This window comes from Brevundimonas sp. (assembly GCF_035626975.1).
Taxonomy (GTDB): domain Bacteria; phylum Pseudomonadota; class Alphaproteobacteria; order Caulobacterales; family Caulobacteraceae; genus Brevundimonas.
On record NZ_DASPMQ010000004.1, the window covers coordinates 54,453 to 79,883 of the forward strand.

Annotated in this window: 21 protein-coding genes; 8 read left to right on the forward strand and 13 right to left on the reverse strand. The window is 69.1% G+C overall.

Annotated features, from left to right (window positions below; all coding sequences use genetic code 11):
* Positions 1–1,272 (reverse strand): NupC/NupG family nucleoside CNT transporter, encoded by a 1,272-nt coding sequence (locus tag VEB62_RS00640; protein WP_324794459.1) that lies wholly within the window; start codon positions 1,270–1,272, stop codon positions 1–3.
* A gap of 160 nt (positions 1,273–1,432) precedes the next feature.
* Between VEB62_RS00640 and VEB62_RS00645 the strand changes: the two genes are divergently transcribed.
* Complete coding sequence (locus tag VEB62_RS00645) at positions 1,433–2,302, forward strand: DUF4349 domain-containing protein (RefSeq protein WP_324794461.1); 870 nt, start codon at positions 1,433–1,435, stop codon at positions 2,300–2,302.
* 347 nt (positions 2,303–2,649) lie between these two features.
* Here the strand turns inward: VEB62_RS00645 and VEB62_RS00650 are convergent, their stop codons facing one another.
* Positions 2,650–3,528 carry a branched-chain amino acid aminotransferase gene (locus tag VEB62_RS00650; RefSeq protein WP_324794462.1) on the reverse strand — a complete coding sequence of 293 codons (879 nt, stop codon included), beginning with the start codon at positions 3,526–3,528 and terminating at the stop codon, positions 2,650–2,652.
* An 88-nt stretch (positions 3,529–3,616) separates the two neighbouring features.
* On the opposite strand from VEB62_RS00650, the gene VEB62_RS00655 reads away from it, so the two are divergent.
* The 3 genes from VEB62_RS00655 to VEB62_RS00665 all read left to right on the forward strand — a co-directional run bounded on the left by VEB62_RS00655 (position 3,617) and on the right by VEB62_RS00665 (position 6,277).
* Positions 3,617–4,348 carry a response regulator gene (locus VEB62_RS00655; protein ID WP_324794464.1) on the forward strand — a complete coding sequence of 244 codons (732 nt, stop codon included), beginning with the start codon at positions 3,617–3,619 and terminating at the stop codon, positions 4,346–4,348.
* Positions 4,349–4,355: 7 nt separating this feature from the next.
* On the forward strand, positions 4,356–5,699 hold the full coding sequence (locus tag VEB62_RS00660) for an ATP-binding protein (RefSeq protein ID WP_324794466.1): 1,344 nt from the start codon (positions 4,356–4,358) through the stop codon (positions 5,697–5,699).
* 83 nt (positions 5,700–5,782) lie between these two features.
* Complete coding sequence (locus tag VEB62_RS00665) at positions 5,783–6,277, forward strand: hypothetical protein (RefSeq protein WP_324794467.1); 495 nt, start codon at positions 5,783–5,785, stop codon at positions 6,275–6,277.
* Here VEB62_RS00665 and VEB62_RS00670 read toward each other — a convergent pair.
* From VEB62_RS00670 to VEB62_RS00680, 3 genes are all read right to left on the reverse strand, one after another.
* On the reverse strand, positions 6,267–7,073 hold the full coding sequence (locus VEB62_RS00670) for a pyrroline-5-carboxylate reductase family protein (protein WP_324794468.1): 807 nt from the start codon (positions 7,071–7,073) through the stop codon (positions 6,267–6,269). The genes VEB62_RS00665 and VEB62_RS00670 overlap by 11 nt on opposite strands.
* A 4-nt stretch (positions 7,074–7,077) precedes the next feature.
* Positions 7,078–7,581: a type III secretion system chaperone family protein gene (locus VEB62_RS00675; protein ID WP_324794469.1), complete on the reverse strand. Its 504-nt coding sequence runs from the start codon at positions 7,579–7,581 to the stop codon at positions 7,078–7,080.
* A 64-nt stretch (positions 7,582–7,645) separates the two neighbouring features.
* Positions 7,646–7,921 (reverse strand): accessory factor UbiK family protein, encoded by a 276-nt coding sequence (locus VEB62_RS00680; protein WP_324794472.1) that lies wholly within the window; start codon positions 7,919–7,921, stop codon positions 7,646–7,648.
* 183 nt (positions 7,922–8,104) lie between these two features.
* On the opposite strand from VEB62_RS00680, the gene lgt reads away from it, so the two are divergent.
* The 3 genes from lgt to pgeF all read left to right on the forward strand — a co-directional run bounded on the left by lgt (position 8,105) and on the right by pgeF (position 10,872).
* Positions 8,105–9,010 carry a prolipoprotein diacylglyceryl transferase gene (gene lgt, locus VEB62_RS00685; RefSeq protein WP_324794474.1) on the forward strand — a complete coding sequence of 302 codons (906 nt, stop codon included), beginning with the start codon at positions 8,105–8,107 and terminating at the stop codon, positions 9,008–9,010.
* A gap of 63 nt (positions 9,011–9,073) precedes the next feature.
* Complete coding sequence (locus VEB62_RS00690; RefSeq protein ID WP_324794507.1) at positions 9,074–10,099, forward strand: class I SAM-dependent methyltransferase; 1,026 nt, start codon at positions 9,074–9,076, stop codon at positions 10,097–10,099.
* A gap of 2 nt (positions 10,100–10,101) precedes the next feature.
* The gene (gene pgeF / locus VEB62_RS00695) at positions 10,102–10,872 is read left to right on the forward strand and encodes a peptidoglycan editing factor PgeF (RefSeq protein ID WP_324794475.1); all 771 of its coding nucleotides are present in this window, start codon (positions 10,102–10,104) and stop codon (positions 10,870–10,872) included.
* 13 nt (positions 10,873–10,885) lie between these two features.
* Here pgeF and lpxC read toward each other — a convergent pair whose 3' ends face one another.
* The 3 genes from lpxC to VEB62_RS00710 all read right to left on the reverse strand — a co-directional run bounded on the left by lpxC (position 10,886) and on the right by VEB62_RS00710 (position 15,836).
* On the reverse strand, positions 10,886–11,785 hold the full coding sequence (gene lpxC / locus VEB62_RS00700) for a UDP-3-O-acyl-N-acetylglucosamine deacetylase (protein ID WP_324794510.1): 900 nt from the start codon (positions 11,783–11,785) through the stop codon (positions 10,886–10,888).
* A 188-nt stretch (positions 11,786–11,973) separates the two neighbouring features.
* The gene (gene ftsZ, locus VEB62_RS00705) at positions 11,974–13,560 is read right to left on the reverse strand and encodes a cell division protein FtsZ (protein ID WP_324794477.1); all 1,587 of its coding nucleotides are present in this window, start codon (positions 13,558–13,560) and stop codon (positions 11,974–11,976) included.
* Positions 13,561–13,796: 236 nt separating this feature from the next.
* The gene (locus VEB62_RS00710) at positions 13,797–15,836 is read right to left on the reverse strand and encodes an alpha/beta hydrolase family protein (RefSeq protein WP_324794479.1); all 2,040 of its coding nucleotides are present in this window, start codon (positions 15,834–15,836) and stop codon (positions 13,797–13,799) included.
* A 428-nt stretch (positions 15,837–16,264) separates the two neighbouring features.
* Between VEB62_RS00710 and VEB62_RS00715 the strand changes: the two genes are divergently transcribed.
* On the forward strand, positions 16,265–19,321 hold the full coding sequence (locus VEB62_RS00715) for a TonB-dependent receptor domain-containing protein (protein ID WP_324794481.1): 3,057 nt from the start codon (positions 16,265–16,267) through the stop codon (positions 19,319–19,321).
* 167 nt (positions 19,322–19,488) lie between these two features.
* Here VEB62_RS00715 and ftsA read toward each other — a convergent pair whose 3' ends face one another.
* The 5 genes from ftsA to murC form a co-directional block, all read right to left on the reverse strand.
* Positions 19,489–20,826 (reverse strand): cell division protein FtsA, encoded by a 1,338-nt coding sequence (gene ftsA / locus VEB62_RS00720; protein WP_414641969.1) that lies wholly within the window; start codon positions 20,824–20,826, stop codon positions 19,489–19,491.
* The gene (locus VEB62_RS00725; protein ID WP_324794485.1) at positions 20,823–21,722 is read right to left on the reverse strand and encodes a cell division protein FtsQ/DivIB; all 900 of its coding nucleotides are present in this window, start codon (positions 21,720–21,722) and stop codon (positions 20,823–20,825) included. Before VEB62_RS00725 ends, ftsA begins: the two co-directional genes overlap by 4 nt.
* Positions 21,710–22,648 carry a D-alanine--D-alanine ligase gene (locus tag VEB62_RS00730; RefSeq protein WP_324794487.1) on the reverse strand — a complete coding sequence of 313 codons (939 nt, stop codon included), beginning with the start codon at positions 22,646–22,648 and terminating at the stop codon, positions 21,710–21,712. Before VEB62_RS00730 ends, VEB62_RS00725 begins: the two co-directional genes overlap by 13 nt.
* Before the next feature lie 272 nt (positions 22,649–22,920).
* Positions 22,921–23,829 carry a UDP-N-acetylmuramate dehydrogenase gene (gene murB / locus VEB62_RS00735; protein WP_324794489.1) on the reverse strand — a complete coding sequence of 303 codons (909 nt, stop codon included), beginning with the start codon at positions 23,827–23,829 and terminating at the stop codon, positions 22,921–22,923.
* 153 nt (positions 23,830–23,982) lie between these two features.
* Positions 23,983–25,428: a UDP-N-acetylmuramate--L-alanine ligase gene (gene murC, locus VEB62_RS00740; protein WP_324794491.1), complete on the reverse strand. Its 1,446-nt coding sequence runs from the start codon at positions 25,426–25,428 to the stop codon at positions 23,983–23,985.
* Between the last annotated feature and the right edge of the window lie 3 nt (positions 25,429–25,431).

Here is a 25,431-nt window from a genome sequence, read left to right on the forward strand (position 1 = left end):
TCAGCGGAATATGGCGGGCGGCATCGCGCCCACAACCGCCGCCGCCATCAGGGTGGACAGAAAACCCGCGAACAGCGCCTTCCACACCAGACCCAGCACCTCCTCGCGCCGCTCGGGCATCAGCACGCTGAGCCCGGTCACGGTGATGCCGACCGAGCCGATGTTGGCGAAGCCGCACAGGGCGTAGGTCATCAGCATCCGCGTCCGCTCGCTCATCTCCCCCGCCGGGATCTTGCCCAGTTCGATGAAGGCGACGAACTCGGTCAGGGTCAGCTTGACGCCCAGCAGCCAGCCCGCGCGTCCGGCTTCGGACCATTCCACCCCGGTCAGCCACGCCACCGGCATGAACAGCCAGCCCAGCATCCGCTCCACCGTCACCGGGCCGTCGAACAGCCAGAGCCCGCCGAGCATGACGTTGACCAGCGCCACCAGCGCCACGAACACGATCAGCACCGCCGAGATGTTCAGCACCACCATCAGCCCGTCGGCCGTGCCCTTCACGATGGCGTCGATGGCGCTGTCGTACTTCAGGGCCGAGTCATAGTCGGCGTGGGCCCCGCCCTCGCCCGCCGTCTCGGGGATCATGATCCGGGCCAGAAGCACCCCGGCCGGCGCCGAGACGATCGAGGCCACCAGCACATGGCCCGCGGCGTTGGCCATAACCGGCGACAGGATCGCGGCGTAGGCCACCATGGTCGATCCGGCCACCGTCGCCAGACCGACCACCATCATCAGGAACAGTTCGGACCGGGTCAGCTTGTCCAGATAGGCCCGGATCACGATCGGGCTCTCGATCATGCCGAGGAAGATGTTGGCGGCCACCGCCAGCGCCGACGCCCCGCCCAGCCCCATGGTGCGCTGGAACAGGATGCCGAAGCCGTGGGTGATCCACTTCAGAATCTTCCAGTGCCACAGCAGCGCCGACAGGGCCGAGATCACCAGGATCAGCGGCAGCACCTGGAAGGCGAAGGTGAACAGAGCGCCCTCGTTGCCCACGACATACGGCTGGTCGCCCCCGGCCAGATAGCCGAACACGAACTGGGTGCCCCGGTTGGTCGCGACCGCCAGCCCATCCACCGCCCCGGTGATGGCCGCCAGCAGGACCTGCGATCCCGGAATCGCGAACAGCGCCAGCACCAGCGCCGCCTGCACCGCGATCGCCCCCAGCCCCAGCCGCCACGGGAAGGCCCGCCGGTTCTCGGACAGCCCCCAGCAGGCGGCGACGATGACGATCAGGCCCAGAAGGCTCTGCAGGTTCAGGACGCTGAACATGGACGCTTTCCCCCTCCGGCTCCCCCGCCGGCCCCTGCCCCGTTGAACGCCACGCGCCCCGGAATGGCAAGCCGCAGTCTGGCTTGTTTCCGGCCCTGAATCCGTCGCGATCCACGCGCGTCATCACGGAACCGTGATCAGCACGGACAGGAGACACGAGATGCGCAAGGCTCTGATGCTCGCCGCGGCGAGCGCGTTGGTGTTGTCCGCCTGCCAGCCGGCGGAGAGGACTGGAGAAGAGACGGCGTCGGCGCCCGCCGCGGACGCCGCGGCTCCCGTGGCGGAGGCCCGCATGGCGCTCCTCGAACGGCCGCCCGCCGTGGTCCAGCCGCCCGCGCCGATCGCGAAGATCGCCTATGCCTTCAACTACATCATGTCCGTCCCGAAAGACCGTGGCGCCGAACTGATGAGCCGGCACGAACTGGCCTGCGTCTCCGCGGGGGCGGGCTATTGCCAGGTCATCTCGGCCCAGGCCGACTGGACCTCGCGCGAGCCCGCCGGACGGCTGGAGCTGCGCGGCCAGCCCGACTGGATCAACCAGTTCCGCAGCACCCTGGCGCTCGACGCCCGGAACGCCGGCGGCCGCCTCGACGCGGCGGTGACCGAGGGCGAGGACGTCACGCGCGGCATCGACACCGCGGAGACGGGGGCGAAGACCACGGCCTCGCTCGCCGACCGCATCCGGGACCTGCAGGCGCGGCGCGGCGGCACGCTGGCCCAGCGGCTTGAGATAGAGCGGCAGCTCGCGGACCTTCAGCGCCAGTACGACGCCCAGCAGCTGGAGCTTCGGGCCCTCAACGACCGGGTGCAAAGCGCCCGCCTGACGCTGGACTACCGCCAGGGCGGCGTCATGGCCGCCGACAGCCCGACCCGCCCGGTCGCCCGCGCCCTGGCCGACGCGTTCGGCCTGTCCATGGGCATGCTGGCCGTGCTGATCACAGCGGGCTCGGTGCTGCTGCCGGTCGCGGTGATCGGCGGCGCGGTGTGGTGGGCGGTCGTGCGGCGGCGGAAGCCTGCGGCGGCCGCCTGAGGGTCCCGATCCACGCATAAGGAGGAGAAGCCCGGCCGGAAACGGCGGAGCTTCTCCTCCCTGCGCCGTCATCCTCGGGTCAAGCCCGAGGATGACGGGGAACCATATAGGAATTTATTCTCCCAGCAACCTTGACCGCCAGCCTCGCGGCCCCATGTCAGGTCGGCGCTTTACGGCGCTTCGGTCTTTGAAAATCTGCTGATCGACACGGCGCTGCAGCCGCGTCCGACAAGGTCAATTTCCGATAATCTGGCCGCTTGGGACAATTCCTCCGCCCCAAGTCTTTGTTTTCACTGACTCGAAATGACCGATTTGGCCGAACTGTCCCACGAATTTTCGGCGGCCATCTACCCCTGCCGCCGCACCAGCCGGCCGTAGTCTTCCATCAGGCCCAGGCTCAGGGCGCCGGGCGTGAAACGGTATTCGCCGATCTCGCTCACCGGCGTCACCTCGGCGGCCGTCCCGGTCAGGAAGCATTCGCTGAAGGTCGCCAGCTCCTCGGGACGGATGTGGCGCACGATGACCTCGATCCCCCTGGCCTTCGCCATCTCGATCACCGTTTGACGGGTGATGCCGTCCAGGATGGCGTCGATCGGCGGGGTGTGCAGCACGCCGTCCTGCACGAAGAACACATTGGCCCCCGTCGCCTCGGCGACATAGCCGCGCCAGTCCAGCATCATGGCGTCGGCGTAGCCGCGCCGCTCGGCCGCGGTCTTGGACATGGTGCAGATCATGTACAGGCCGGCCGCCTTGGCCGCCGACGGCGCCGTGGCCGGGTCGGGGCGGCGCCATTTCGACCACTCCAGCCGGATGCCGCGGGCCTTGGTCTCGGGGTCGAAATAGCTGGGCCACTCCCACACGGCGATGGCCACGCGGGGCTTGTTGTGGACGGCCGAGACGCTGACCGCCTCCGAGCCGAGGAAGGCCACCGGCCGCACATAGCAGTCGGACAGGCCCATCTTCTCGCAGGTCGCCTTGCAGGCCGCGTCGATCTCGGCCACGCTGTACGGAAGGTCGAAATCCAGCAGGTTTGCAGAGCGCTTGAGGCGTTCGCTATGCGGGGTCAGCTTGAAGATTTCGCCGCCATACATACGCTCACCCTCGAAAACCGACGAGCCGTAGTGAAGGGCATGGGTCAGAACGTGCGTTTTCGCGTCCCTCCAGGGCACGAAATCGCCGTCCATCCAGATCCAGCCGTCACGATCGTCGAAAGGAACGAAGGCCATTGAATAACGTCTCCCGCGTCTGCCCCCGGGTTAGACCCGCCCGAACCGTCCAGGTCAACGCCTCCACGGCCCCTCGGGTCGCATCCGCATGAGCGATTTGCGCCCCCATGGCCGGTCGGGCCCGGTCGCCGGTCCCGGCGCGGGCCGCCACCTGCTGGTCGTCGACGACGACGACCGGATTCGCGAGCTGCTCAAGGAATTCCTCGCCCGCGAGGGCTACCGCGTCACGGGCGCCGCCCACGCGGCGGCGGCCAGACGCCTGATGGAGCTGATCGAGTTCGACCTCGTGGTGCTGGACGTCATGATGCCGGGCGAGAGCGGCTTCGACCTGACCACCTGGGTCCGCTCCAAGGCCGAGACCTCGAAGACGCCCGTCCTGCTGCTGACCGCGCGCGGCGATCCCGACGACCGCATCGAGGGCCTGTCGCGCGGCGCCGACGACTATATGTCCAAGCCGTTCGACCCGCGCGAACTGGCGCTGCGCGTCGACGCCATCCTGCGCCGCACCGGCGGCAAGCCGCTGACGCCGCGCGAGATCAAGCTCGGCCCGGCGGTGTTCGACATGGAGCGGCTGGAGCTGTCGAAGGACGGCAAGCCCCAGCGCCTGACCGAGGCCGAGGCCCAGCTGCTCAAGACCCTGGCCATCCACGCCCACGCGCCGGTGGAACGGATGAGCCTGTCCCCCGACACCGCCGACATCACCGGCCGCGCCGTCGACGTTCAGGTCACCCGCCTGCGCCGCAAGCTCGAGGCCGATCCCAAGAACCCGCGCTACCTCCAGACCGTGCGCGGCGTCGGCTACATGCTGGCCCCGGACTAGGTCGCGGATGCGCCTGCTTCCCGCCGGCGTCTGGGCCCGGGTGCTGAAGCGGCGCCTGCCCACCTCGCTGTGGGGCCGGTCGCTGCTGATCATCGTGCTGCCGGTGCTGGTCATGCAGGTGGCGGTGACCTGGGCCTTCTTCGACATGCACTGGCAGACGGTGACCGCCCGCCTGTCCGAGGGGCTGGCCGGCGACATCGCCTGGGCGTCCGAAAGCTACGCCGACGATCCGACGCCCCGAAATCTGGCCATCATCGCCGACCGGGCCCAGCGCTCGATGTCGCTGTCGGTCGACCTGCGCGAGGGCGACGCGCTGCCGCGCGAGCAGGAACGCGGCCCGATCGGCGTCGTCGACCGCACCCTCGAGGACGCCCTGTCCTCCCGGCTCGACCGGCCGTTCTGGTTCTCGACCACCCAGTATCCCGCCTATGTCGACATCCGTGTGCAGCAGCCCGACGGCGTGCTGCGCATCATCGCCCCGCGCGAACGGGCTGTGGCCACCCAGGCGCATATCTTCGTCGTCTGGCTGCTGATCGCCACCGTCCTGCTGATGGGCGTGGCCATCCTGTTCATCCGCAACCAGGTCCGCGCCATCGAACGGCTGGCCGAGGCGGCCGAGGCCTTCGGCCGCGGCGAGGCCCGCGAACGGTTCAAGCCCCACGGGGCCCGCGAGGTCCGGGCGGCCGCCAAGGCCTTCATGGACATGCGCGACCGCATCCAGCGCCACATCGACCAGCGCACCGCCCTGCTCGCCTCGGTCAGCCACGACCTGCGCACGCCGCTGACCCGGCTGCGGCTCGAACTCGCCCTCGCCCCGCCCTTCAAGCGTTCGACCGCCATGCAGGGCGACCTCGACGAGATGGAGCATATGATCGACGAATACCTCGCCTTCGCCCGCGGCGAGGCCGGCGAGGCGGCGCAGACCGTATCGGTCGGGGATCTGCTGGCCGTCGCCGGCGAGGACGCCCGTCGCGCCGGGGCCGAGGTCGAGATCCAGGCGCAGGAGGGGCTCACCGCCAGCCTGCGCCCCCTCGCCCTCAAGCGCGCCCTCGCCAATCTGGCCGGCAACGCGGCGGCCCATGGCGATCATGTCCGGCTGGGCGCCCGCGACCTGCCGTCGGGAGGGCTGGAGATCACCGTCGAGGATGACGGTCCGGGCATTCCCGACGACATGCACGAGGAGGCCTTCCGGCCCTTCTCCCGGCTCGACGCCTCGCGCAACCAGAACCGCAAGGGCGTCGGCCTGGGCCTGGCCATCGCGCGGGACGTGGCCCGGAGCCACGGCGGCGACATCACCCTGGACCGGAGCGATCTGGGCGGGCTGCGCGCCGTCATCCGCCTGCCCGGCTGAACCGGTTAAATTTTGCGGCGCCCCACTGGCGAAGCGGCACAGTCGGGCGCATCTTGGGGCTGACAGGGCACTTGGAGGATATGATGCGCAGACTTGCCTTACTCGCTTCCCTCGGCGCCGTGCTCGCGGTCGCCGCAAGCCCGGCCATGGCCGATCCTGCCTCGATCAACGTCACGCTCGGCCCGGATCTTCAGGACAAGGTCGAGGAACTCGGCGAACGGGACGTCCAGGATCAGGCCGATCGCCTGGCCGAGGTCGTCCGCCGGACGCTGGTCCGCAGCGGCGACCTGGATGGCGCGCGGATCGATCTGGTGTTGACCGATCTGAAGCCCAACCGCCCGACTTTCCAGCAGCTGGGCGATCGCCCGGGGCTCGACCCCTTCCGCAGCATCTCGATCGGCGGCGCGACCATCGAGGGCAGCATCACCACGGCTGACGGACAGGTCCTGCCGGTCAGGTATGACTGGTATTCCAGCAATCTCGCCGATGTGCACGGCTACACCACTTGGCAGGACGCCGATCGCGCCTATCAGCGTCTGGCCAGCCGCCTGGCGGACGGACAGTACGTCACCCGCTGATCGTTCGGGCCCGTTGAACGGCGGCCTCGACGGCGGCTTCGGCCGCCCGGTCGAGGTCGCCTGTCGCCTCGATGGCGTCGAGGCCGGCCCGTGTCGTGCCGCCCGGAGAGGCGACGCGGGCGATCAGCGCGTCGAGCGGCTCACCCGTCTCCGCCCCCGCCCCTGCTGAGCGCAGCGCGCCGCGTGCGAGCCGCTGGGCCGCTTCGGCTGAAAGCCCCTGCGCCTGCCCCGCCCGGGCCAGGGCCTGAACGAAGGCATGGATGAAGGCCGGGGCCGAACCGGCGACCGCCGTGGCCGCGTCCATCAGATCCTCGCTCTCCAGATCCACGATGTCGGCGATCGCGCCGAACAGCCCGCGGGCTGTTTCGCGCGCCTCGATATCGGCGGACCACAGGGCGGCGACGCCCCGGGCCTGGGCCACCCCGGTCGTCGGCATCACCCGCGCCACCGGCCGGCCGGTCAGGGCGGCGATGTCGCCGGCCATGACGCCCGCCATGACCGAGACGATGGTCGTGTCCGGGGAAAGGGTCGCCAGCACCGGGCCGAGCGCCTCGCGCCATTTCGCGGGCTTGACCGCCAGCACCAGGGCGCGCGCGCCGGACAGGGCCTTGGAGGGCGGATTGATCCGCGCGCCCCGCCCCCGCGCGGCCTCCGCCGACGGCTTCTCTGACGGGGTCAGGATGATCAGGTCGCCGGGCGCGACGGCCGCTGTCGCCAGCCAGCCTTCCAGAACGGCCGAACCCAGGCGACCGCAACCCACCAGGACCACGCCACCGGTGGAGGACGGGTCTGTCATGGCCTCAGGCTGTGCCGACGGTCTCGAACAGGCAGGAGTCGATCGCCTCCTGCGGCTTCTTGTTGCCCCGGATCATGAAGTCGAAGGCGGGGTAATAGCGGTCCGCCGCCTCCACCGCCGCATCGATCATCGAGGCGGCCTGGCCCAGCGTCGGCCGCTCGCCCATGGGCAGGGCCAGCGAATGGCGGAAGACGATCTCGCCGTCCTCGGCCCAGACTTCGAAATGGCCCATCCAGGTGCGCTGGTTGATCAGGCCGACCAGTTCATAGGCCGCGGCGCGCCGGGCCTTCGACGCCTGCAGGTCCAGGGCGCAGCACAGCTGGAGGCAATCCCCCTCCGGCCGCCAGGCGAACCACAGCTCATAGTCCTTCCAGTCGCCGGCCAGGGCGAAGGCCAGATCGCCCTCGTCGGTGCGGTCGAACGGCAGGTTCTCGGCCACCAGGACGTGCTCCACGACATCCAGCGGATCGTAGGGAACGTCGACTTCTTCGGGCCGGGCAGCGTCCATCAAGGCGTCTCCGGGCGCGACTCACGCCCTCTCAGGCAACGGTAGGCGGGTTCGCAGATTCGGCTCAACCGGGTGCGTCCTGTGCGGGAGAAGCCGCTGTGGACGTTCCCTTTTGAGGCTTCTTTGTCGCCTTCAGGGAGGCGACCTCGGCCCGCAGCGCCGCGATTTCGGCCTTCAGCGCGTCGAACTCGTCGCGGCGGACCAGATCCATCTCGGCGACAAAGCGGTCGGCCTGGGCCCGGAAGGCGGTCTTCGCCTCCTCGCCGGCGGCCTGCGCCAACCCCATGGCGCCGGTCGTCAGCCTGGCGAACTCATCGAGGATGGGATTGCGCGTCTGCATTGGGAACTCTCCGAATCGGCAAGCGAAACGTCGTTAACGATGGTTGCTCGATATGGTGAACGAAACCTTGCTGTCGATGCGGCGTATGGCGGCATCGGGGCCGGACCCGTCGCCGGAATTTGGGGGGACGGGCGCCGCGACGCTTGCTAAACCCCGTCACACGAACGGCCTTCAGGAGCGCCCGTGCAATTTCCCGAGTTTGACCCCGTCCTGTTCAGCATCGGCCCGCTGGATATCCGCTGGTACGCCCTCGCCTATGTCGCCGGCATCGTGCTGGGCTGGTGGTACGCGAACCGGCTGGCCCGCAACAACGCCGTCTGGCAGCCCGGCAAGCCGCCGGTCACGACCGTGCAGCTGGACGACCTGGTGCTGTGGATCACCCTCGGCATCATCCTCGGCGGCCGGTTCGGCTACGCCCTGTTCTACAAACCCTCGCTCTACGCCGACCTGTTCGGCGGGGCGGATTGGGAGGCGCGGCTGGCCCTGTTCCGGCTGTGGGACGGTGGCATGTCGTTCCACGGCGGCCTGATCGGCGTCACCCTGGCGATCGTCTGGTTCGCCTCGAAGAACAGGATCCGCCTGCTCAGCCTCGGCGATCTGGTCGCGCCCGTCGTGCCGATCGGCCTGTTCTTCGGCCGCATCGCCAACTTCATCAACGGCGAGCTGTGGGGCCGGCCCACCGACGCGCCGTGGGGCGTGAATTTCTGCAGCAGCCGCATGCGCGAGGCCTACGGGTCCACCTGCGAATTCCTCGTCAATGGCCAGATGCAGGGTCCGGGCAATCTCGCGCGCCATCCCAGCCAGCTCTACGAGGCCGGCCTCGAAGGCATCGCGCTCGCCGTGGTCCTGTGGCTGGCCGTCTACAAGGGGCGGCTGCTGGCCAAGCCGGGCTATGTCACCGGCATCTTCCTGTTCGGCTACGGCCTGGTCCGCGCCCTGCTCGAGAACGTCCGCCAGCCCGACTTCGGCATGGAGAACCTGCCGCTGGGCCTGACCATGGGCATGATGCTGTCGATCCCGATGATGCTGATCGGCGCCTGGCTGATCTGGCGGGCCTGGAGCCAGCCGCCGGTGACCGCGGAGGGCTGAGTGTCGGCTCCGGCGAAGACTCTCGGGGACCGGCTGGCGCGAGAGATCGCCCTGACCGGGCCGATGACCGTCGCCGACTACGTCACCCGCTGCCTGCACGACCCCCAGGGCGGCTACTACGCGACCCGGCCCGCCATCGGCGCCTCCGGCGACTTCATCACCGCGCCGATGATCAGCCAGATGTTCGGCGAACTGATCGGCCTGTGGGCGGTCGAGTTGTGGGAACGGCTCGGCGCGCCCGAGCGGGTGCGGCTGGTCGAGGTCGGGCCCGGCGACGGCACGCTGATGGCCGACGCCCTGCGCGCCGGGCGGCTGGCCCCCGAGTTCCTGCGCGCCGTGGACCTGATCCTGATCGAGCCCAGCCCGCCCCTGCGCGAGGCCCAGGCGCGGATGCTGGCCGACAGCGACGTGCACCCCCGCTGGGTTTCGGCGCTGGACCGGATCGAGACCGACGCCCCGGTGATCCTGATCGCCAACGAGGTGCTGGACTGCCTCCCGGCCCGCCAGTTCGTGAAGACGGAGGACGGCTGGGCCGAACGCTGCGTCGGCGTCACCGACGACGGCGGCCTCACCTTCGGCCTGAAGGCGATCACCGGCGGATTCAAACGCCCGGCCTTCGAGGTCGAGCCGGGCCAGACGGTGGAGATTTCCGAACAACAGGCGACCTTCGGGCGCGAGGTGGCCGCCCTGGTCAAGGCGGCCTCGGGCGCGGCCCTGCTGATCGACTACGGCCGGTCCCGCCCCGAGCCCGGCGATACCCTGCAGGCCCTGCGCCGCCACCAGAAGGTCGATCCGCTGGCGACGCCGGGCGAGGCCGACCTGACCCAGTGGGCCGACTTTCCCACCGTGCTGGAGGCCGCCGTCCACGCCGGGGCCGATGTCACCGGGACCATGGGCCAGGGCGAATTCCTGAAGCGGCTGGGCATCGAGCCCCGCGCCGACCGCCTGAAGGACGGGCGTCCGGACGCGGCGCCGGTCATCGACCGCCAGCTGGTTCGCCTCACCGCCGACGACCAGATGGGCGCGCTGTTCAAGGCCTGCGCGATCTTCTCGCCGCATGGCCTGGTTGTTCCGGGTTTCGAGGACTGACGATGGCGCTGGAACCCATCACCCATCCGCTGCTCGACCGCGCCGGCGTCCGCCACGGCTTCTTCACCCGCCGGGGCGGCGTCTCGACCGGCCTGTACGACAGCCTGAACACCGGCGTCGGCTCGCGGGACGATCCGGCCGCCGTGGCGGAGAACCGGCGGCGGGTGGCGGGACACTTCGGCGGCGTCCCGGACGACATCGCCGCCTGCTATCAGATCCACTCCGCCGTCGCCCGGGTCGCCGAGACCGGCTGGAAGGGCGAGCGGCCCGAGGGCGACGCCACGGTCACGACGGCTCCCGGGGTGATCTGCGCCGTGCTGACCGCCGACTGCGCCCCGGTCTTGCTGGCCGACCCGGACGCCGGCGTGGTCGGCGCCGCCCATGCGGGCTGGAAGGGCGCCCTGGGCGGAATCGTCCACTCGACCGTCGCCGCCATGCAGGCGCTGGGCGCCCGCCCGGCCCGGATCGTCGCCGTGGTCGGGCCCTGCATCGCCGAGGCCAGCTATGAGGTCGGGGCGGACTATCAGGCGCGGTTCGAGCGCCACGACGCCGGCAGCGGCCGCTTCTTCGCGCCCGGCGCGGGGCCCGGCAAACGGCTGTTCGACCTGCCCGGCTATGTGCTGTGGCGGCTGGAGCAGGCGGGCGTCGCCGACGCGGCGTGGACCGGCGACGATACGCGCGTCGATGCGGCGCGGTTCTTCTCGAACCGGCGGGCGTACCTGAACGGGGAAGCCGACTTCGGCCGCCAGATGAGCGCGATCAGCCTCGGCTGATCCGGGGGGCCTTTCAGCCCGCCATCGCCATTTCCGGCACGCGGGTGACCTCGCGCCACGCCTGCGGATTGGCCAGCAGTTCGCGGACCAGCAGGTTGTTGATGTGGTGGCCCGCCTTGACGCCCTCGTAGCGGCCCAGCAGGGGCGCGCCCAGCACATACAGGTCGCCGATGGCGTCCAGCGCCTTGTGCTTCACGAACTCGCGCTCCATGCGCAGCCCGCCGGGATTGAGGATCTGGTCGCCGTCGATGACCACGGCGTTCTCGAGGCTGCCGCCGCGGGCCAGGCCGGCCTTGCGCAGGGCCTCGACCTCGTGGGCGAAGCCGAAGGTGCGGGCCGCCATGATCTCGTCGCGGAAGGTCTGCTCGTCGACGACGAAGTCCACCACCTGGTTGCCGATGACCGGGGTCGGGAAGTCGATCTCGAAGCGCATCTCATAGCGGTCGCACGGCAGCAGGGCGGCGGTCTTGTCGCCTTCCTGGACGCGGATCGGCTCGAGGATCTCGATGTAGCGGACCGGGGCTTCCTGACGGCGAAAACCGGCGCGGTCCAGCAGCTGGACGAACTGCAGCGCCGAACCGTCGAGGATCGGCAGTTCGGGCCCGTCCACCTCGATCACGGCGTTCGACACGCCGAGGGCGGCGAAGGCGGCCATCAGGTGTTCGATGGTCGACAGGCGGACGCCGGCGGCGTTCTCGATCATGGTGTTCAGACGCGCGTCGACGACGGCCTCGCCCGAGACCGGAATGCGGTTGTCGCGATCCTTGATGTCGGTGCGCACGAAGACGATGCCCGTGCCCACCGGGGCCGGGCGCACGGCCAGACGCACCCGGTCGCCCGTGTGCACGCCGACGCCGGCGATGATCGCGGGCGCGACGGTCGTCTTCTGGTGATGGTCGTTGCGGACCGGCAATCTCATACTCGCTTCATTTTGCGCCCCGCCTCTGTGTGCGGAGTACGCCCCACGAACCGTCTAGCGGCCCGGGGACCAGCGGAAAATGAAAGTCGGGTTTCGGATTGTTTCGGTATGGCACAGGGCCGAAACGGCGACCGCCCCGGAGCCGGGGCTCCGGGGCGGCCGGTTCGTTCGAATCCTGCGGCCTAGTTCGCCAGGCGGCGCAGGAAGGACGGAATCTCCAGATCGTCCTCGGCCTGGCCCTGTTCGGGCTCCGGCGTCGGCTGGACCTGGCTGGTCGAGCGCATTTCGGTGGTGCGCGACTGGGGCGCGTAGGTCGGCTGGACCGGCTGGCGCTTGGCGCGGCCGAACAGACTCCAGCCCGACTTGCGATGGTCGCGATCGTCGTGGTCGTCATAGGCCGGTTCGGCGCGGCGCTGCTCGGGCTCCGGCGCCGGGCGATCGCCGGTACGATCCATGTACAGGTCGCCCTGCCCGGCGGGCGCGGCGGCCTGGGCCGCGGTGCGCGGCGAGGATTCATATTCCTCGACCCAGGGATCGACGATCGGCTCCAGCGCGCGCTCCTCGGCGACGTGGATCACCGGCTCCGGACGCGGCTCGGGAGCGCGGGATCCGAAGGTCGGCTGGCTGGACGGAAAGGTCGGGACGATCGGGGCGGGCTCGGGCTGGCGCGGCGCCTCGGCGCGAACCGGTTCCCGCAGCGCGTCCTGGCGCACCGGCTCGGCGCGCGAGGCGGCGTAAGACGGGGTCGGGCGGCGGGTGTCGAAGATCGTGCTCGAGGTCGACGACGGCGACTGGGCCGCGCTCAGGTCTTCCATGCCGGTGGCCACCACGGAGACGCGGATCTTGCCGTCGAGGGCCGGATCGAAGGCGGCGCCGAAGATGATGTTGGCGTCGGCGTCGACCTCGCCGGCGATGGCGTTGGCGGCCTCGTCGACTTCCAGCAGGGTCATGTCCATGCCGCCGGTGATGTTGACCAGCACGGCCTTGGCGCCCTTGAGCGAGGTCTCGTCCAGCAGCGGGTTGGCGATGGCGTTCTGGGCCGCCATCAGGGCTCGATCGTCGCCCGAGGCCTCGCCCGTGCCCATCATCGCCTTGCCCATCTCGGACATGACGGCGCGGACGTCGGCGAAGTCGAGGTTGATCAGTCCCGGCAGGATCATCAGGTCGGTGATCGAGCGCACGCCCGAGTGCAGCACCTGGTCGGCCATGCCGAAGGCGTCGGCGAAGGTGGTGCGCTCGTTGGCGACGCGGAACAGGTTCTGGTTCGGAATGACGATCAGGGTGTCGACGTAGCGCTGCAGCTCGGCGATGCCCGCGTCGGCCAGACGCATGCGGTGGCGGCCCTCGAAGGTGAAGGGCTTGGTCACCACGCCGACCGTCAGGATGCCGCGGTCGCGCGCGCATTTGGCGATGACGGGCGCCGCGCCGGTGCCGGTGCCGCCGCCCATGCCGGCGGTGATGAAGACCATGTGGGCGCCGTCCAGGTGCCCGTAGATCTCCTCGGCGCTTTCCTCGGCGGCGTTCATGCCGACCTCGGGGTGGGCGCCCGCGCCCAGGCCCTGGGTGATGGTCTCGCCCAGCTGGACACGGCGGTCCGTCTTGGCGAACGACAGATGCTGCGCGTCGGTGTTGGCGACGACGAACTCGACCCCTTCGAGGCCGGCGTCGATCATGTTGTTGACGGCGTTGCCGCCGGCGCCGCCGACGCCGAAGACGACGATGCGGGGCTTCAGTTCCGTGTGTTGCGGACGCACCAGCGAGAGAGACATATTCTTATCCGACCTTATCCGACCCTGCCCTTGAACGCCGCAATGCGAAAACCCCGCCGAATCGCATTGGTTATGAGCGCGTTAAGGAAACACCCCCTCTGCTTAAGGGAGTGTTACCGGATAGTCTGAGTCGGGCCGGGGGCCACGGAATTCATTAACCTTCACGGCAGAATTCCCGCTGTGGAGAACGAAAGGGGGCGGCCCTCGCGCGCCCCCGTCATTCGATTTCCGATGCGTCAGATGCCGCCGGGGCCGCAGTCGTTGCGCAGGAAGTCCTCGACGCTGGTCAGCACATTGGCGAAGTTCGTCGGGTTCCAGGTGTTAATCGTGTGCTCCATGTCCGGCAGGATGGTCAGCTTGACCGGCTTGCCGGCGTTGCGCAGCGCCGCCGCCATGGTCTCGGACTCGGACGGCAGGACGCGCGTGTCGCGGTCGCCCGTGTAGAGATAGAGCGGGATCGACACCTCGCCCACCCGGCGCAACGGATCCTCGCCGTCGGCCGTCGGATGCTGGAACTCGCGCAGGAAACGGTTGTTGTAGGTGCCCTTCTTGAACAGGGCGATGGTGGCCGGGCCGGCCCCCGCGACGGCGCACTGGTACAGGCCGTTCGGACGGACCGCCGCCATCATCGAGGCATAGCCGCCATAGGAATAGCCGTGCATGGCCACCCGGCCGGGATCGGCGACGCCCTCGGCGACCAGATGGCGGACGCCGTCATCGTTGTCGTCCTGCATCTTGCGGCCCCACTCGCGGTCGCCGGCGCGCCACAACCGCTGCCCCCAGCCTTCCGAGCCCCGAAACTGGGGCTGCAGAACCGCGAAGCCGCGGGTGGCGAAATACTGGGTCCAGCCCGTCGTATCCCAGGACAGGCTGTCCCGCGACCAGGGTCCGCCGTGCGGCGTGATGATGGTCGGATAGGGTCCCGGTCCATAAACCTCCGGATCAGGCTTGGTCAGGAAGGCCGGGATCATCAGCCCGTCGCGGGCCGCATATTGTATCAGCGTGGTCTCCCCGAGGGGCGCCTCCCGCAGTTCGGGATAGGCGCGGCCCAGCAGCCGGACACGACCGTCGATCAGGATGTAGTATTCGGTCGGCGTGGTCGGCCCCGACTTGCTGATGATGATCTCGGACCGGTCATCCGAAGTCGCCACAAGCGAGATGTCGGCGCCGTCGCCGACCGTGAAACGACTGCGCTCGCCGGTTTCGATGTCGACCCAGTCCACCGGGACCGTGGTGACGCCGGTGGCGCGGCGCAGATCCGTGAAGGCCTGGTCCAGCACCGGATCGGTGAAATAGGTGCGGCCGCGCTCGCCCTCATAGGTGAAGCCGACGATCTCGCCGAAATTGGCCGGCGCGCGCGAGCGCACCACGCCGCCCGCCTCGAACAGGGGGTGGGCAAAGGCGATCTCGCCGAATTCGCGTTCGCGGATCCTGTATTCGTAGATGGCGGCGCGGTCGCGCCCCTCGGTCTTGCTGACGAACACCACGTTGGGATCGTTGGAGAAGCCGACGATGGAGACCGGCTGCCGGTCCCGGGCGTAGTAGCGGAAATGTTCGGCCCATTCGCCGGAGTCCGGATGCTTGATCCACTGGGCGATGTAGGCCGCGCCGTTGTCGAAATCGAACTCGGTCTTGGCGCGGATTTCCCCGTTGAGATCGGCCTGCTCGCCACCGAAGCGTTCCGAGCCCCGCTCGATCCGCTCGGCCCGGCCGGTGTAGAGGTTCAGCCTGTACTTATCGCCGCGGCGAGGGTCGGCGATGATGATGTTCTCGGGGTCGCGGGGCAGATCGCTGATCAGCCTCCCGACGCCGACGATCGCCTGCTGGGTCTCGTCGAGGCCATCGAACGTCAGGGACGATCTCGCTGGCCGGCCTTCCAGGGTCAGAACCTGGGTCCGCTGAAGGAAGCTGCGCTCGCGCTGGCCCGTGAAGGGGTTGAAATCCCGCAGTTGCTGGGTGGTGACGAAAATCCGGTCGTTCTTGATGAACTGGGCGCCGACGACCTCGGCCCGCTCGTCGTCGGAACCGACGATGAACGGAGCCTCGTTCATCGCGGCGGTCTTCCAGATGGCGACGACCCGCTGCCGGCCGTCCGGTGAGATCACCGCGACCACATGCCGGCCGTCAGGCGAAACGTCGACCGAGGCGATCGCCGGTTCGCGGGCCCAGGCTGTCGCGGGCGGCAAGCTCGCGGCGGTCTGGGCGACCGCGGGTCCCGCCGGCGCGCCGGCAGCGATCAACACCGAGGCGACCGCCCCGATCAGAATCCGGTTCATAAGCAAACTCCCCCCGCCAAGGCCGTCACCGCCCCCGTCGAAAGCGACTTAGTCCAGGGGCCTTTGCGGCCACTATATCGCCTGATTTCCGGAACGCACGTGCTACATTCGCCGCACGCCACGATCCGAAAAGCACCGGGAATCCCGACGGATGCGAGAGAGCGGGTCGTCACCGCAAGCCGCTCGAGTGTGTCGTTTGCGTTACGTATGCGCCATCGTCTGCCATATTGCGGCCCCGGTTGCTTGGCCGCGGCGACAATCCTGTTACGGTCGAAACATGGCGCCTTTGCCCCTTGGGGGAGAGTGCGGTCAAAGTTTCATATCGCTTCAGACATCTTCGGGGGACGAACCTTATGGCGTTCGATAGAAAGACTCTTCTGGCCTCAACCATTATCGCCGGGCTTGCGGTTTTCGCCCCGTCCATGGTGATGGCCCAGACCCAGCCGGCCCAGAGCCAGCAGGAGGAGGACGAACAGGAAGACGCGACCGACGTTGGCGAAGTCGTCATCACCGGTTCGCGCATTCGCCGCAACGAGTTCACCAGCTCGCAGCCGATCCAGGTGATCACGTCCGAGCAGTCGACGCTTGAAGGCCTCGCCGACACCTCCGAGATCCTGCAGTCGTCGACGGCGGCCAACACGGCCACCCAGATCAACAACTTCTTCACCGGCTTCGTCACCACCGGCGGCCCGGGCGTCAACACGGTGTCGCTGCGCGGCCTCGGCGCCCAGCGCACCCTGGTCCTGCTTAACGGCCGTCGCGCCGGCCCGGCCGGCGTGCGCGGCACGGTCGGCCCGACCGACCTGAACACCATCCCGAGTTCGCTGATCGAGCGCGTCGAGATCCTGACGGACGGCGCTTCGTCCATCTACGGGTCGGACGCCGTCGCCGGCGTCATCAACATCATCACCAAGACCAACGTCGATGGCGGGGTCATTGAAGCCTACGCCAGCGTGCCGTTCGACGGCGGTGGCGAGGAGTACCGGGCCAGCGGCAGCTACGGCAACACCTTCGACCGCGGCTACCTGTCCGGCGGCTTCGACTACTACGAGCGCAAGGAACTGCTGTTCGGCGAGCGCGACCACTTCGACTGCCCGCAAGACCGCGTCTTCGCCGACCCGGACCTGCTGATCCGCCGCGACGTGCTCGAGAACGGCGAGTACAAGTGCGACTTCACCCTCAACAGCATCATCCGCACCCAGCTCGCTGGCAGCGCCGGCCCCGTCGCCCCGATGAACCGCCGCGACGGCGACTTCGTCTTCAACAGCGGCGCGGTCCAGGGCGGCGGCTTCGTGAACTGCGACGCTCCGGGCTTCCAGCAGGTCGCCGGCGGCTTCAACAGCGGCGCCACGCCGGGCCCCGACTGCTCGATCACCGCTTCGCCGACCGCGGTCCGCCGCGCGGCCTATTCGGTGTATCCGCTGTATAATGATCGCTACGCCAGCCGCACCGCCATCTCGCCGGTGACGCGCTACAGCCTGACCGCCATGGGCGGCTATGACCTGACCCCGAACATCGAACTGTTCGGGGAACTGCTGCTGAACCGTCGCGAGTCGGAACAGCGCAGCTGGCGTCAGCTGTTCCCGACGGTTTCTCCGCGTCACTCGGAAAACCCGTTCGGCGGCCCCTTCAACGGCATGGGCAACACCTTCAACGGCGGCTACTACGCGACGCCGGTGGCGCTGGTGAACTCCAACAACGACCAGAAGGTCGACTACGCCCGCGGCGTCATCGGTCTGCGCGGCGACGTCGATTTCGGCGGGAAGACGTGGGATTGGGAACTGACCGCCCAGTACAGCAAGTCTGACGGCGACTACGGCGGCAACTTCTTCTACAACGACCGCGTCGAAGCGACCGCGGGCTACTACGCCCTGTTCGGCCGCGACGCGACTGGCAACTTCCGGGACCTGGACGGCGACGGCGACATCGACGCCGCCGACACCGCTCCGCGTCCGTTCGGCGCCGTCAACGGCAACTGCGACGCCGCCATCCTGATCTCGGCCACCACCTGCCCGACCGGCGGTATCGACTGGTTCACGGAAGACTTCGTGGTCAACGGCGCCCTGCCGGCCGACCAGATGGCCTTCCTGCAGGGCTATGAAGTCGGCAACACGACCTACGTCCACCAGTACGTCGAAGGCGTGATCTCCGGCGACCTCTTCACCCTGCCCGCCGGTGTCGTCGGCGCGGCCCTGGGCTTCCACATGCGGAAGGAAGAGATCGACGACACGCCCGGGCCGGAACAGATCCGCGGCAACCTGTGGGGCTCCACCTCGGCCGGACGCACCGCCGGTTCGGACACCGTCAAGGAAGTCTTCGCCGAGTTCGAAATCCCGCTGCTGCGCTCGCTTCCGCTGGCCGAAAGCCTGAGCATCAACCTGTCGGGCCGTCACTCGGACTACGACTCCTACGGCAAGAACTCGACCTACAAGGTCGGCCTCAACTGGCGCATCACGCCGGAGTTCCGCATCCGGGCGTCGAACGGCACGTCGTTCCGCGCTCCGGCGCTGTACGAACTGTACCTCGCCAACCAGACCAGCTTCCTCGGTCAGGCCAGCGTGGACCCCTGCCGTAACTGGGGTACGAGCACCAACACCGTGCTGCAGACCAACTGCGCCGCGGACGGCGTGCCGCCCACCTACAACGACCCGGGCTCCTCGGCGCTCATCATCGCCGGTGGCGGTGCGGGCATCCTGGAGCCGGAAACCGCTGAAGCCACCTCGGTGGGCTTGATCTGGACCCCGTCGTTCGTCGACCTCAGCGTGGCCCTGGATTACTTCAACGTCGAGGTCGACGATGAGGTCGCCCAGTTCGGCGCCGCCAACATCCTGTCGACCTGCTACAACTCGGAGGACTTCCCGAACGACCCGCTCTGCACCCTGTTCACGCGTGACCGCGATCCGGCCTCGGCCCGGTACAACCAGATCCTGACGGTCAACAACAGCTACGTGAACATCGCCAAGCAGAACAGCAAAGGCCTCGATCTGAATGTCCGTTACGCGAGGGAGTTCTCCTTCATGGACATGACGATCAACGCCCGCGTCAGCCACATCCTCGACTGGACCCGGCAGGTGTTCAACGCGTCGACTCCGACCGTTCTGAACAGCCGCGTGGGCAGCCCGGAGACCGTGGGTGAACTGTCGTTCCGCTTCGAGCGCGGCGACTGGACGGTCTTCTACGGCGTCGACTACGTCGGTGAAGCGGACAACGATCCGTTCTTCGCGGTCCCCGGCAACGCCACCACCTTCCTGGGTGAGCCGGTGTTCGTCGAGCGCGGCGTGGATGCGTATCTGAACCACACGATCTCCGTGCGTCGTCGCTTCGACAAGTGGACCGTGCACGCCGGCATCCAGAACCTGTTCGACGAGAACCCCCCCTACTTCGGGCTCTCGAGCGGCTCGTCGCTCATCGGAAACACCCCGCTGGTGTCGCAGTACGACTGGACCGGCCGGACCGGCTTCATCAACATCTCGCGCTCGTTCTAGGAACGCTCACGAGGCAAGCCTTTGAGGGCGGCGGGGAAACCCGTCGCCCTTTTCTTTTGCCCGCGCCAGCGGCCGGCTGGCGGCCTGCCCGAACCGCCGACGGGCGGACATGCAACGACGGCCGCCGCTGAACGGCGATCGTTTCAGATCCGTCGCAGGAATGGAGTCTAGAGGTTTTCGCGCAGCCAGCCGGCCGCGCGCGCCACCAGGCCGCCGCGGTGCATGCGGGGGGCGTCGGCGGCGGTGATCTGGCGCGACATCAGCTTGCGGGCCGAGACGGCCTCCCGTGGCCCGTAGGCGGCGCGCAGCAGCACGCCGGCGGCCGAGCAGAAGGCCGGGCCCGAGGCGGCGTCCGCCAGGTGCGGCGCGCGCTGCGGCTTGCCCAGCCGCACCGGCCGGTCGAACACCCGGACGGCCAGTTCCCGGACGCCGTTCAGCTGGCTGGCCCCGCCGGTCAGGACCAGGCCCGCGCCCGGCTCGAGGCCGACCCCGGCGTTGCGCAGACGGTCGCGCAGCAGTTCCAGCGTCTCCTCGACGCGTGGCGCGATGACGGTCTTCAGCATGGCCCGCGGCACCACAACCGGCCCGGCCGAGGCGTCCTCGCCGCGCGGCGGGGCCTCCAGCATCTCGCGGTCCTCGTTGGCGCTGGCCATGGCCGAGCCGTGCAGGGTCTTCAGCCGCTCGGCCCCGGCGCGCGAGGTCGACAGGCCCCGGGCGATGTCGGCCGTGACATGGTCGCCGCCGACGTTGAGGCTTTCGATGTGCAGCAGCGAGCGTCCGCCCCACACCGCCGCCGAGGTCGCGCCGCCGCCCATGTCGATACAGACGCAGCCGAGATCCATCTCGTCGTCTTCCAGCGCCGCCAGCGACGACGCCACCGGCGCGGCGACCACGCCCTGCAGGTCGAGGTGCGCCAGTTCGAGGCAGTGGCTCAGGGCGGTGAAGGCGCTCTCGGCCATCGACACCACCAGCAGGTCCAGTCCCAGCGAATGGCCCTTCATGGCGCGCGGATCGTGCACGCCGCGCGCGCCGTCGACCGACCAGGCGATTGGCAGCACGTGGATCGGGCGGCGGTTCGGCAGGCGGATCTGCGCCAGGGCCATGGCGATGGCCCGCGCCAGGTCGGCGTCGCCGACCGGATTGGCGCCGAGAGAGACCCGGGCCTGCACCCGGTGGCTGGCCATCTGGCCGATGGCGGTGGTCACGACCACGCCCGAGACCGGCGAGCCGGCCGCGCGCTCGGCCCGTTCGACGGCGTGACCGATGGCCTGCGCCGCCTCGTCCATGTTGACGATGCCGCCGCCGCGGATGCCGCGCGACTGGACATGCCCCGCCCCCGCCACCCGGATGGTGCGGTCGGCATGGCGCACGCCGTCCGGCTTCATGATGAAGCAGCCGACCTTGGACTGGCCGAGATCCAGCGCGGCCACGACCGGCGCGCGGCCCGCGGCGGATTTGCCGCCATCCACAGACTTGTCCACAGACCGTCCAGCCATTCGTACTATCCCTGTTTCCCGGCGCCGCCGGCGGAGGGCCGGACGGCGACCTCCTCGGGCGTTCTCAGATCGATGCGGGCGAACCCGAGCTCCAGCAGCCGTTCGCGCTGATCCAGCGCATCCAGCTGGATCAGGGCCGCGTCCTGGTCGGTGGCGGGCAGCTGGATCAGGCTGCCGTCCTTGAGGCGCAGATCCCAGCGGCGCTCGTCCACGCGCACCAGCGCCTCCAGCCGGGCCATCAGCCGCGGGCGCTGGGCGATCAGCGGCAGCACCTCGGCGGCCGCCTGCTCGGCGCCCTTGCCCACGACCAGCGGCAGGTTCGGATAGCGGCCCGCGTCCGCGCCGCGGATGACCTGGCCGTGACTGTCGATGACCAGATTGCGGCCGCCGGCCTGCCAGATGGCCAGCCGGTCATGCTCCGTCACGTCGACGATCAGGGTGTTGGGCAGCAGGCGGATGACCCGGGCCGACTTGACCCAGCCGACGCCCTCGACCCGCTCGCGCACGGCGTCCAGGTCGATGGAGGTCATCGCCTGGCCGGGCTGCAGCTGCACCGCCCGCTGGATGGCGGCGTTCGCCTCCGCGGACTCGCCCTCGATGAAGACCTTTTCGAGCTTCAGCCCCATGCCGACGGCCAGACCGTCCACGCCCCCGCTGATCGAAGCCCCGATCCGGTCCGCGCGCGCGCCGGTCGCCAGCACGCCCGCCAGAACGAGGACGCCGGCGAAGATCGAAATGACGACGGCGCGCGGCGACAGGTCGAGCCGGCCGATCGCCGCCACCTTGTCGGGCGTGGCCGAGGCGTTGCGGGGCGAGCGGCCCCGGCCTCCGGATTTCGGAGCCGCGGACCGCTTTGCGGGCTGCTTGGAACTCTGTCGCCGACCGCCGCGAACTACCGCGGGCATGAGGCGTCCTCCACCATCCACCGGACCAGGTCTTTATAACTCATTCCGACATGGGCGGCCTGCTCGGGAACGAGCGAGGTCGGCGTCATGCCGGGCTGGGTATTGACCTCCAGAAGAACGAGAACGTCGTTAAGATCGTCATAACGAAAGTCCGAACGGGACACCCCGCGGCAACCCAGGGCCGTGTGCGCCAGCTCCGATTCGCGCATCGCGGCCTCGAACACGGCGGCCGGCAGGTCGGCGGGCAGTTTGTGCACAGAGCCGCCGGGGGCGTATTTGGCTTCGTAGTCGTAGAAGCCCTTGACCGGGGTGATGTCGGTGACCGTCAGGGCGCGCGGGCCCGAGACCTCGCCGATCACGGCGACGGCCAGCTCCCGGCCGGGAATATACGGCTCGACCATCACCTGGTCGCCATAGGTCCAGTCCGCGGCGCCGACCGCCGTCTGCGGCCCGTTGGCGCCCTCGGGCACCAGATAGACTCCGACCGAGGACCCCTCGGCGTTCGGCTTGATGATGTAGGGCGGCGGGAGGACGTGGCGGCGGGCCACCTCGAACCGGTCGAACAGTCCGCCGCCGGGCACCACGACGCCGGCCGCGCGCAGGATGGACTTGGTCTTGTCCTTGTCCATGGTGATGGCCGAGGCCAGCACGCCGGAGTGGGTATAGGGAATCTGCAGCGTCTCGAGGATGCCCTGGACGCAGCCGTCCTCGCCCCATTCGCCGTGCAGGGCGTTCAGCACCACGTCCGGCTTCAGCGCGGTCAGGACCTGGGCGATGTCGCGCCCGGCGTCGACCCGGCTGACCCGGGCTGCCTGCCCTTCCAGGGCGTCGGCGCACTGCTTGCCCGAACTCAGCGACACCTCGCGCTCCGCCGACAGTCCGCCCATCAGGACGGCGACGTGAAGGTCTGCGAAGGGGCGGGTCATGCGAAGCTCCGGAACAGTCACCGCAATGCGACAACCGTACTTAACAGCCCGTCAACCAATCGGCTCCCGGCCGTGAAATGATGGGTGGGCGAACAACGTGAAAGCCCTCCCCTCGAGGGGGAGGGTTGGGTGGGGTGGAGGCAGGATGTCTGGAGGAAGGGCGCGGTTCGGCTCCGTCCGACGCTTTCAACGGCGCCTCACGCGCCGTCTTCGGACCCAGCCTGCCTCCACCCCAACCCCCGACCCCTTCCCCCTCGAGGGGAAGGGGAGATTCACGTCCGCCCGATGCGCTTGATCTCCCAGTCCAACTGCACGCCCGTCTTCGCCAGCACGTCCGCGCGTACGGTTTCGCCCAATCCCTCGATATCGGCCGCCGTGGCCTCGCCCGGATTGATCATGAAGTTGGTATGCAGTTCGCTGAACATCGCCCCGCCCCCGGTCGCCTGGAACAGCTTCCCACGCCAGCCCGCCTCGTCGACCAGCTTCCATGACGAGTGGCCGGGCGGGTTCTTGAAGGTCGAGCCGCCGGTCTTCTCGCGGATCGGTTGGGTCTGTTCGCGGCGCGAGGTGATTTCAGAAATTTTCGCGGCCACCGCTTCCGGATCGGCCGGCGTCCCGCGATAGGTCGCCTCGATCCAGATGATATCCGCCGGCGCTTCCGAATGCCGATAGGTGTAGCCGAAGTCCGCCAACCGATAGTCGACACGCTCCCCCGCCCGCGTCAGCCCCCAGGCCGAGACGAGGATGTCCTTGGTCTCGGCGCCGTAGCAGCCGGCGTTCATGGTCAGGGCGCCGCCGATGGTTCCGGGGATGCCGGCGTAGAACTCCAGCCCCGCCAGCCCGGCCTTCGCGGACGCCTTCGCCACCATGGAGTCCAGCGCGCCCGCGCCTGCGGTGATCGTGTCGCCCTCGGTCGCGATCCCGGCGAACGGCCGCCCGGCCAGCCGGATCACCACGCCCTCGACCCCGCCGTCGCGCACGATGACGTTCGAACCGACGCCGAGCACCGTCACCGGCACGGCGGGGTCCAGCGCCTTCAGAAAGTCGGCGAGGTCGTCCGGGTCGGCCGGGATGAACAGCGCGTCGGCGTTTCCGCCCACGCGGAACCATGTGAACGGCCCGAGCGGCTCGTCGCGCAGAAGCTTGCCGCGGACGGCAGGGAGGGAGTCACGCCAGGACATTCAAAATTCCGCTCATCCCGGCGAAAGCCGGGACCCAGTGCTTTGGGTGATGGATCGGTGAGAAATGCTGCAGGCCGCTGTCCTGAAACACCCGCATCAAGCTGGACAGAACTGGGTCCCGGCTTTCGCCGGGATGAGCGGATGGAAAGAGGCTCAACCCAGCCCCTCCAGCTGCCCCGGCAGGGCATAGGCCCACTGGGTGATGTCGCCGGCGCCGAGCAGGACCACGATATCCCCCGCCTTCGCCTCCGCAGCCACCGCCCCCGGCAGCGCCTCGACGCTCTCCAGCGCCTGCACCGACCGGTGGCCGAACCGGCGGATCCCCTCGACCAGCGTCTCCTTGTCGACGCCCTCGATCGGCGTCTCCCCGGCCGCATAGACGTCGGCCACGATCACCGCGTCGGCGTCCGAGAAGCAGGTCGAGAACTCCTCCATCAGGTCGCGCAGCCGGGTGAAACGGTGCGGCTGGACCACGGCGATGACGCGACCGCTGCCTTCCGCGTTCTGGGCCACCTGCCGCGCGGCCTTGAGCACGGCGGCGATCTCGACCGGGTGGTGGCCGTAGTCGTCGACGATGCGCACCCCGCCGACCACGCCGGTGGTGGTGAAGCGCCGCCGCACGCCGCCGAAGCCCGCTAACCCGGCCCGGATCGCCTCGTCCGACACGTCCAGCTCGCGCGCCACGGCGATGGCGGCCAGGGCGTTGGAGACATTGTGCCAGCCCGCCATCGGCAGGTGCAGGCCCTCGATCCGGGTCGGCTCGTCCAGCGCCGCCAGACCCCGCCCCTGGATGACCACGTCGAAGCGGCAGCCGTCCGCGCCCATGTCGCAATTGTCGGCGCGGACCATGGCCTGCGGATTGATGCCGTAGGTGACCAGCCGCCGGTTATCGATCGAGGCGACCAGCCGCTGCACCTCGGGATGGTCGAGGCAGACGGCGGCGAAACCGTAGAAGGGGATGTTCTCGACGAAGTCCACGAACGCCTTCCGCACCCCGTCGAAATCCCCGTAGTGGTCGAGGTGCTCGGGATCGATGTTGGTGACGATGGCCACCGTCGACTTGAGGCGCAGGAAGCTGCCGTCGCTCTCGTCGGCCTCGACCACGATCCAGTCGCCGTCGCCGACCTTCGCATTCGTCCCGTAGGCGTTGATGATGCCGCCGTTGACCACCGTCGGGTCCAGCCCGCCGGCGTCGAGGATGGCCGCCACCATCGAGGTCGTGGTGGTCTTGCCGTGGGTGCCGCCGACCGCGATCGAGAACTGCAGCCGCATCAGCTCGGCCAGCATCTCGGCCCGGCGCACCAGCGGGATCCGCCGCTCGCGGGCCGCCGTCATCTCCGGGTTGGTCGCCTTGACCGCCGTCGAATAGACCACCGCCGAGACGCTGTCGCCGATGTGCCCGGCGTCGTGGCCGATGAAGATCTTCGCCCCCAGCGTCTCCAGCCGCTCGGTATTGGCCGACGCCTTGGCGTCCGACCCCTGCACCGAATAGCCGATCTTGAGCATGATCTCGGCGATGCCGCTCATGCCGATGCCGCCGATGCCCACGAAATGGACGGGGCCGAGGTCGAAGGGGACGGGACGAAGGCGTGCGATCATCGC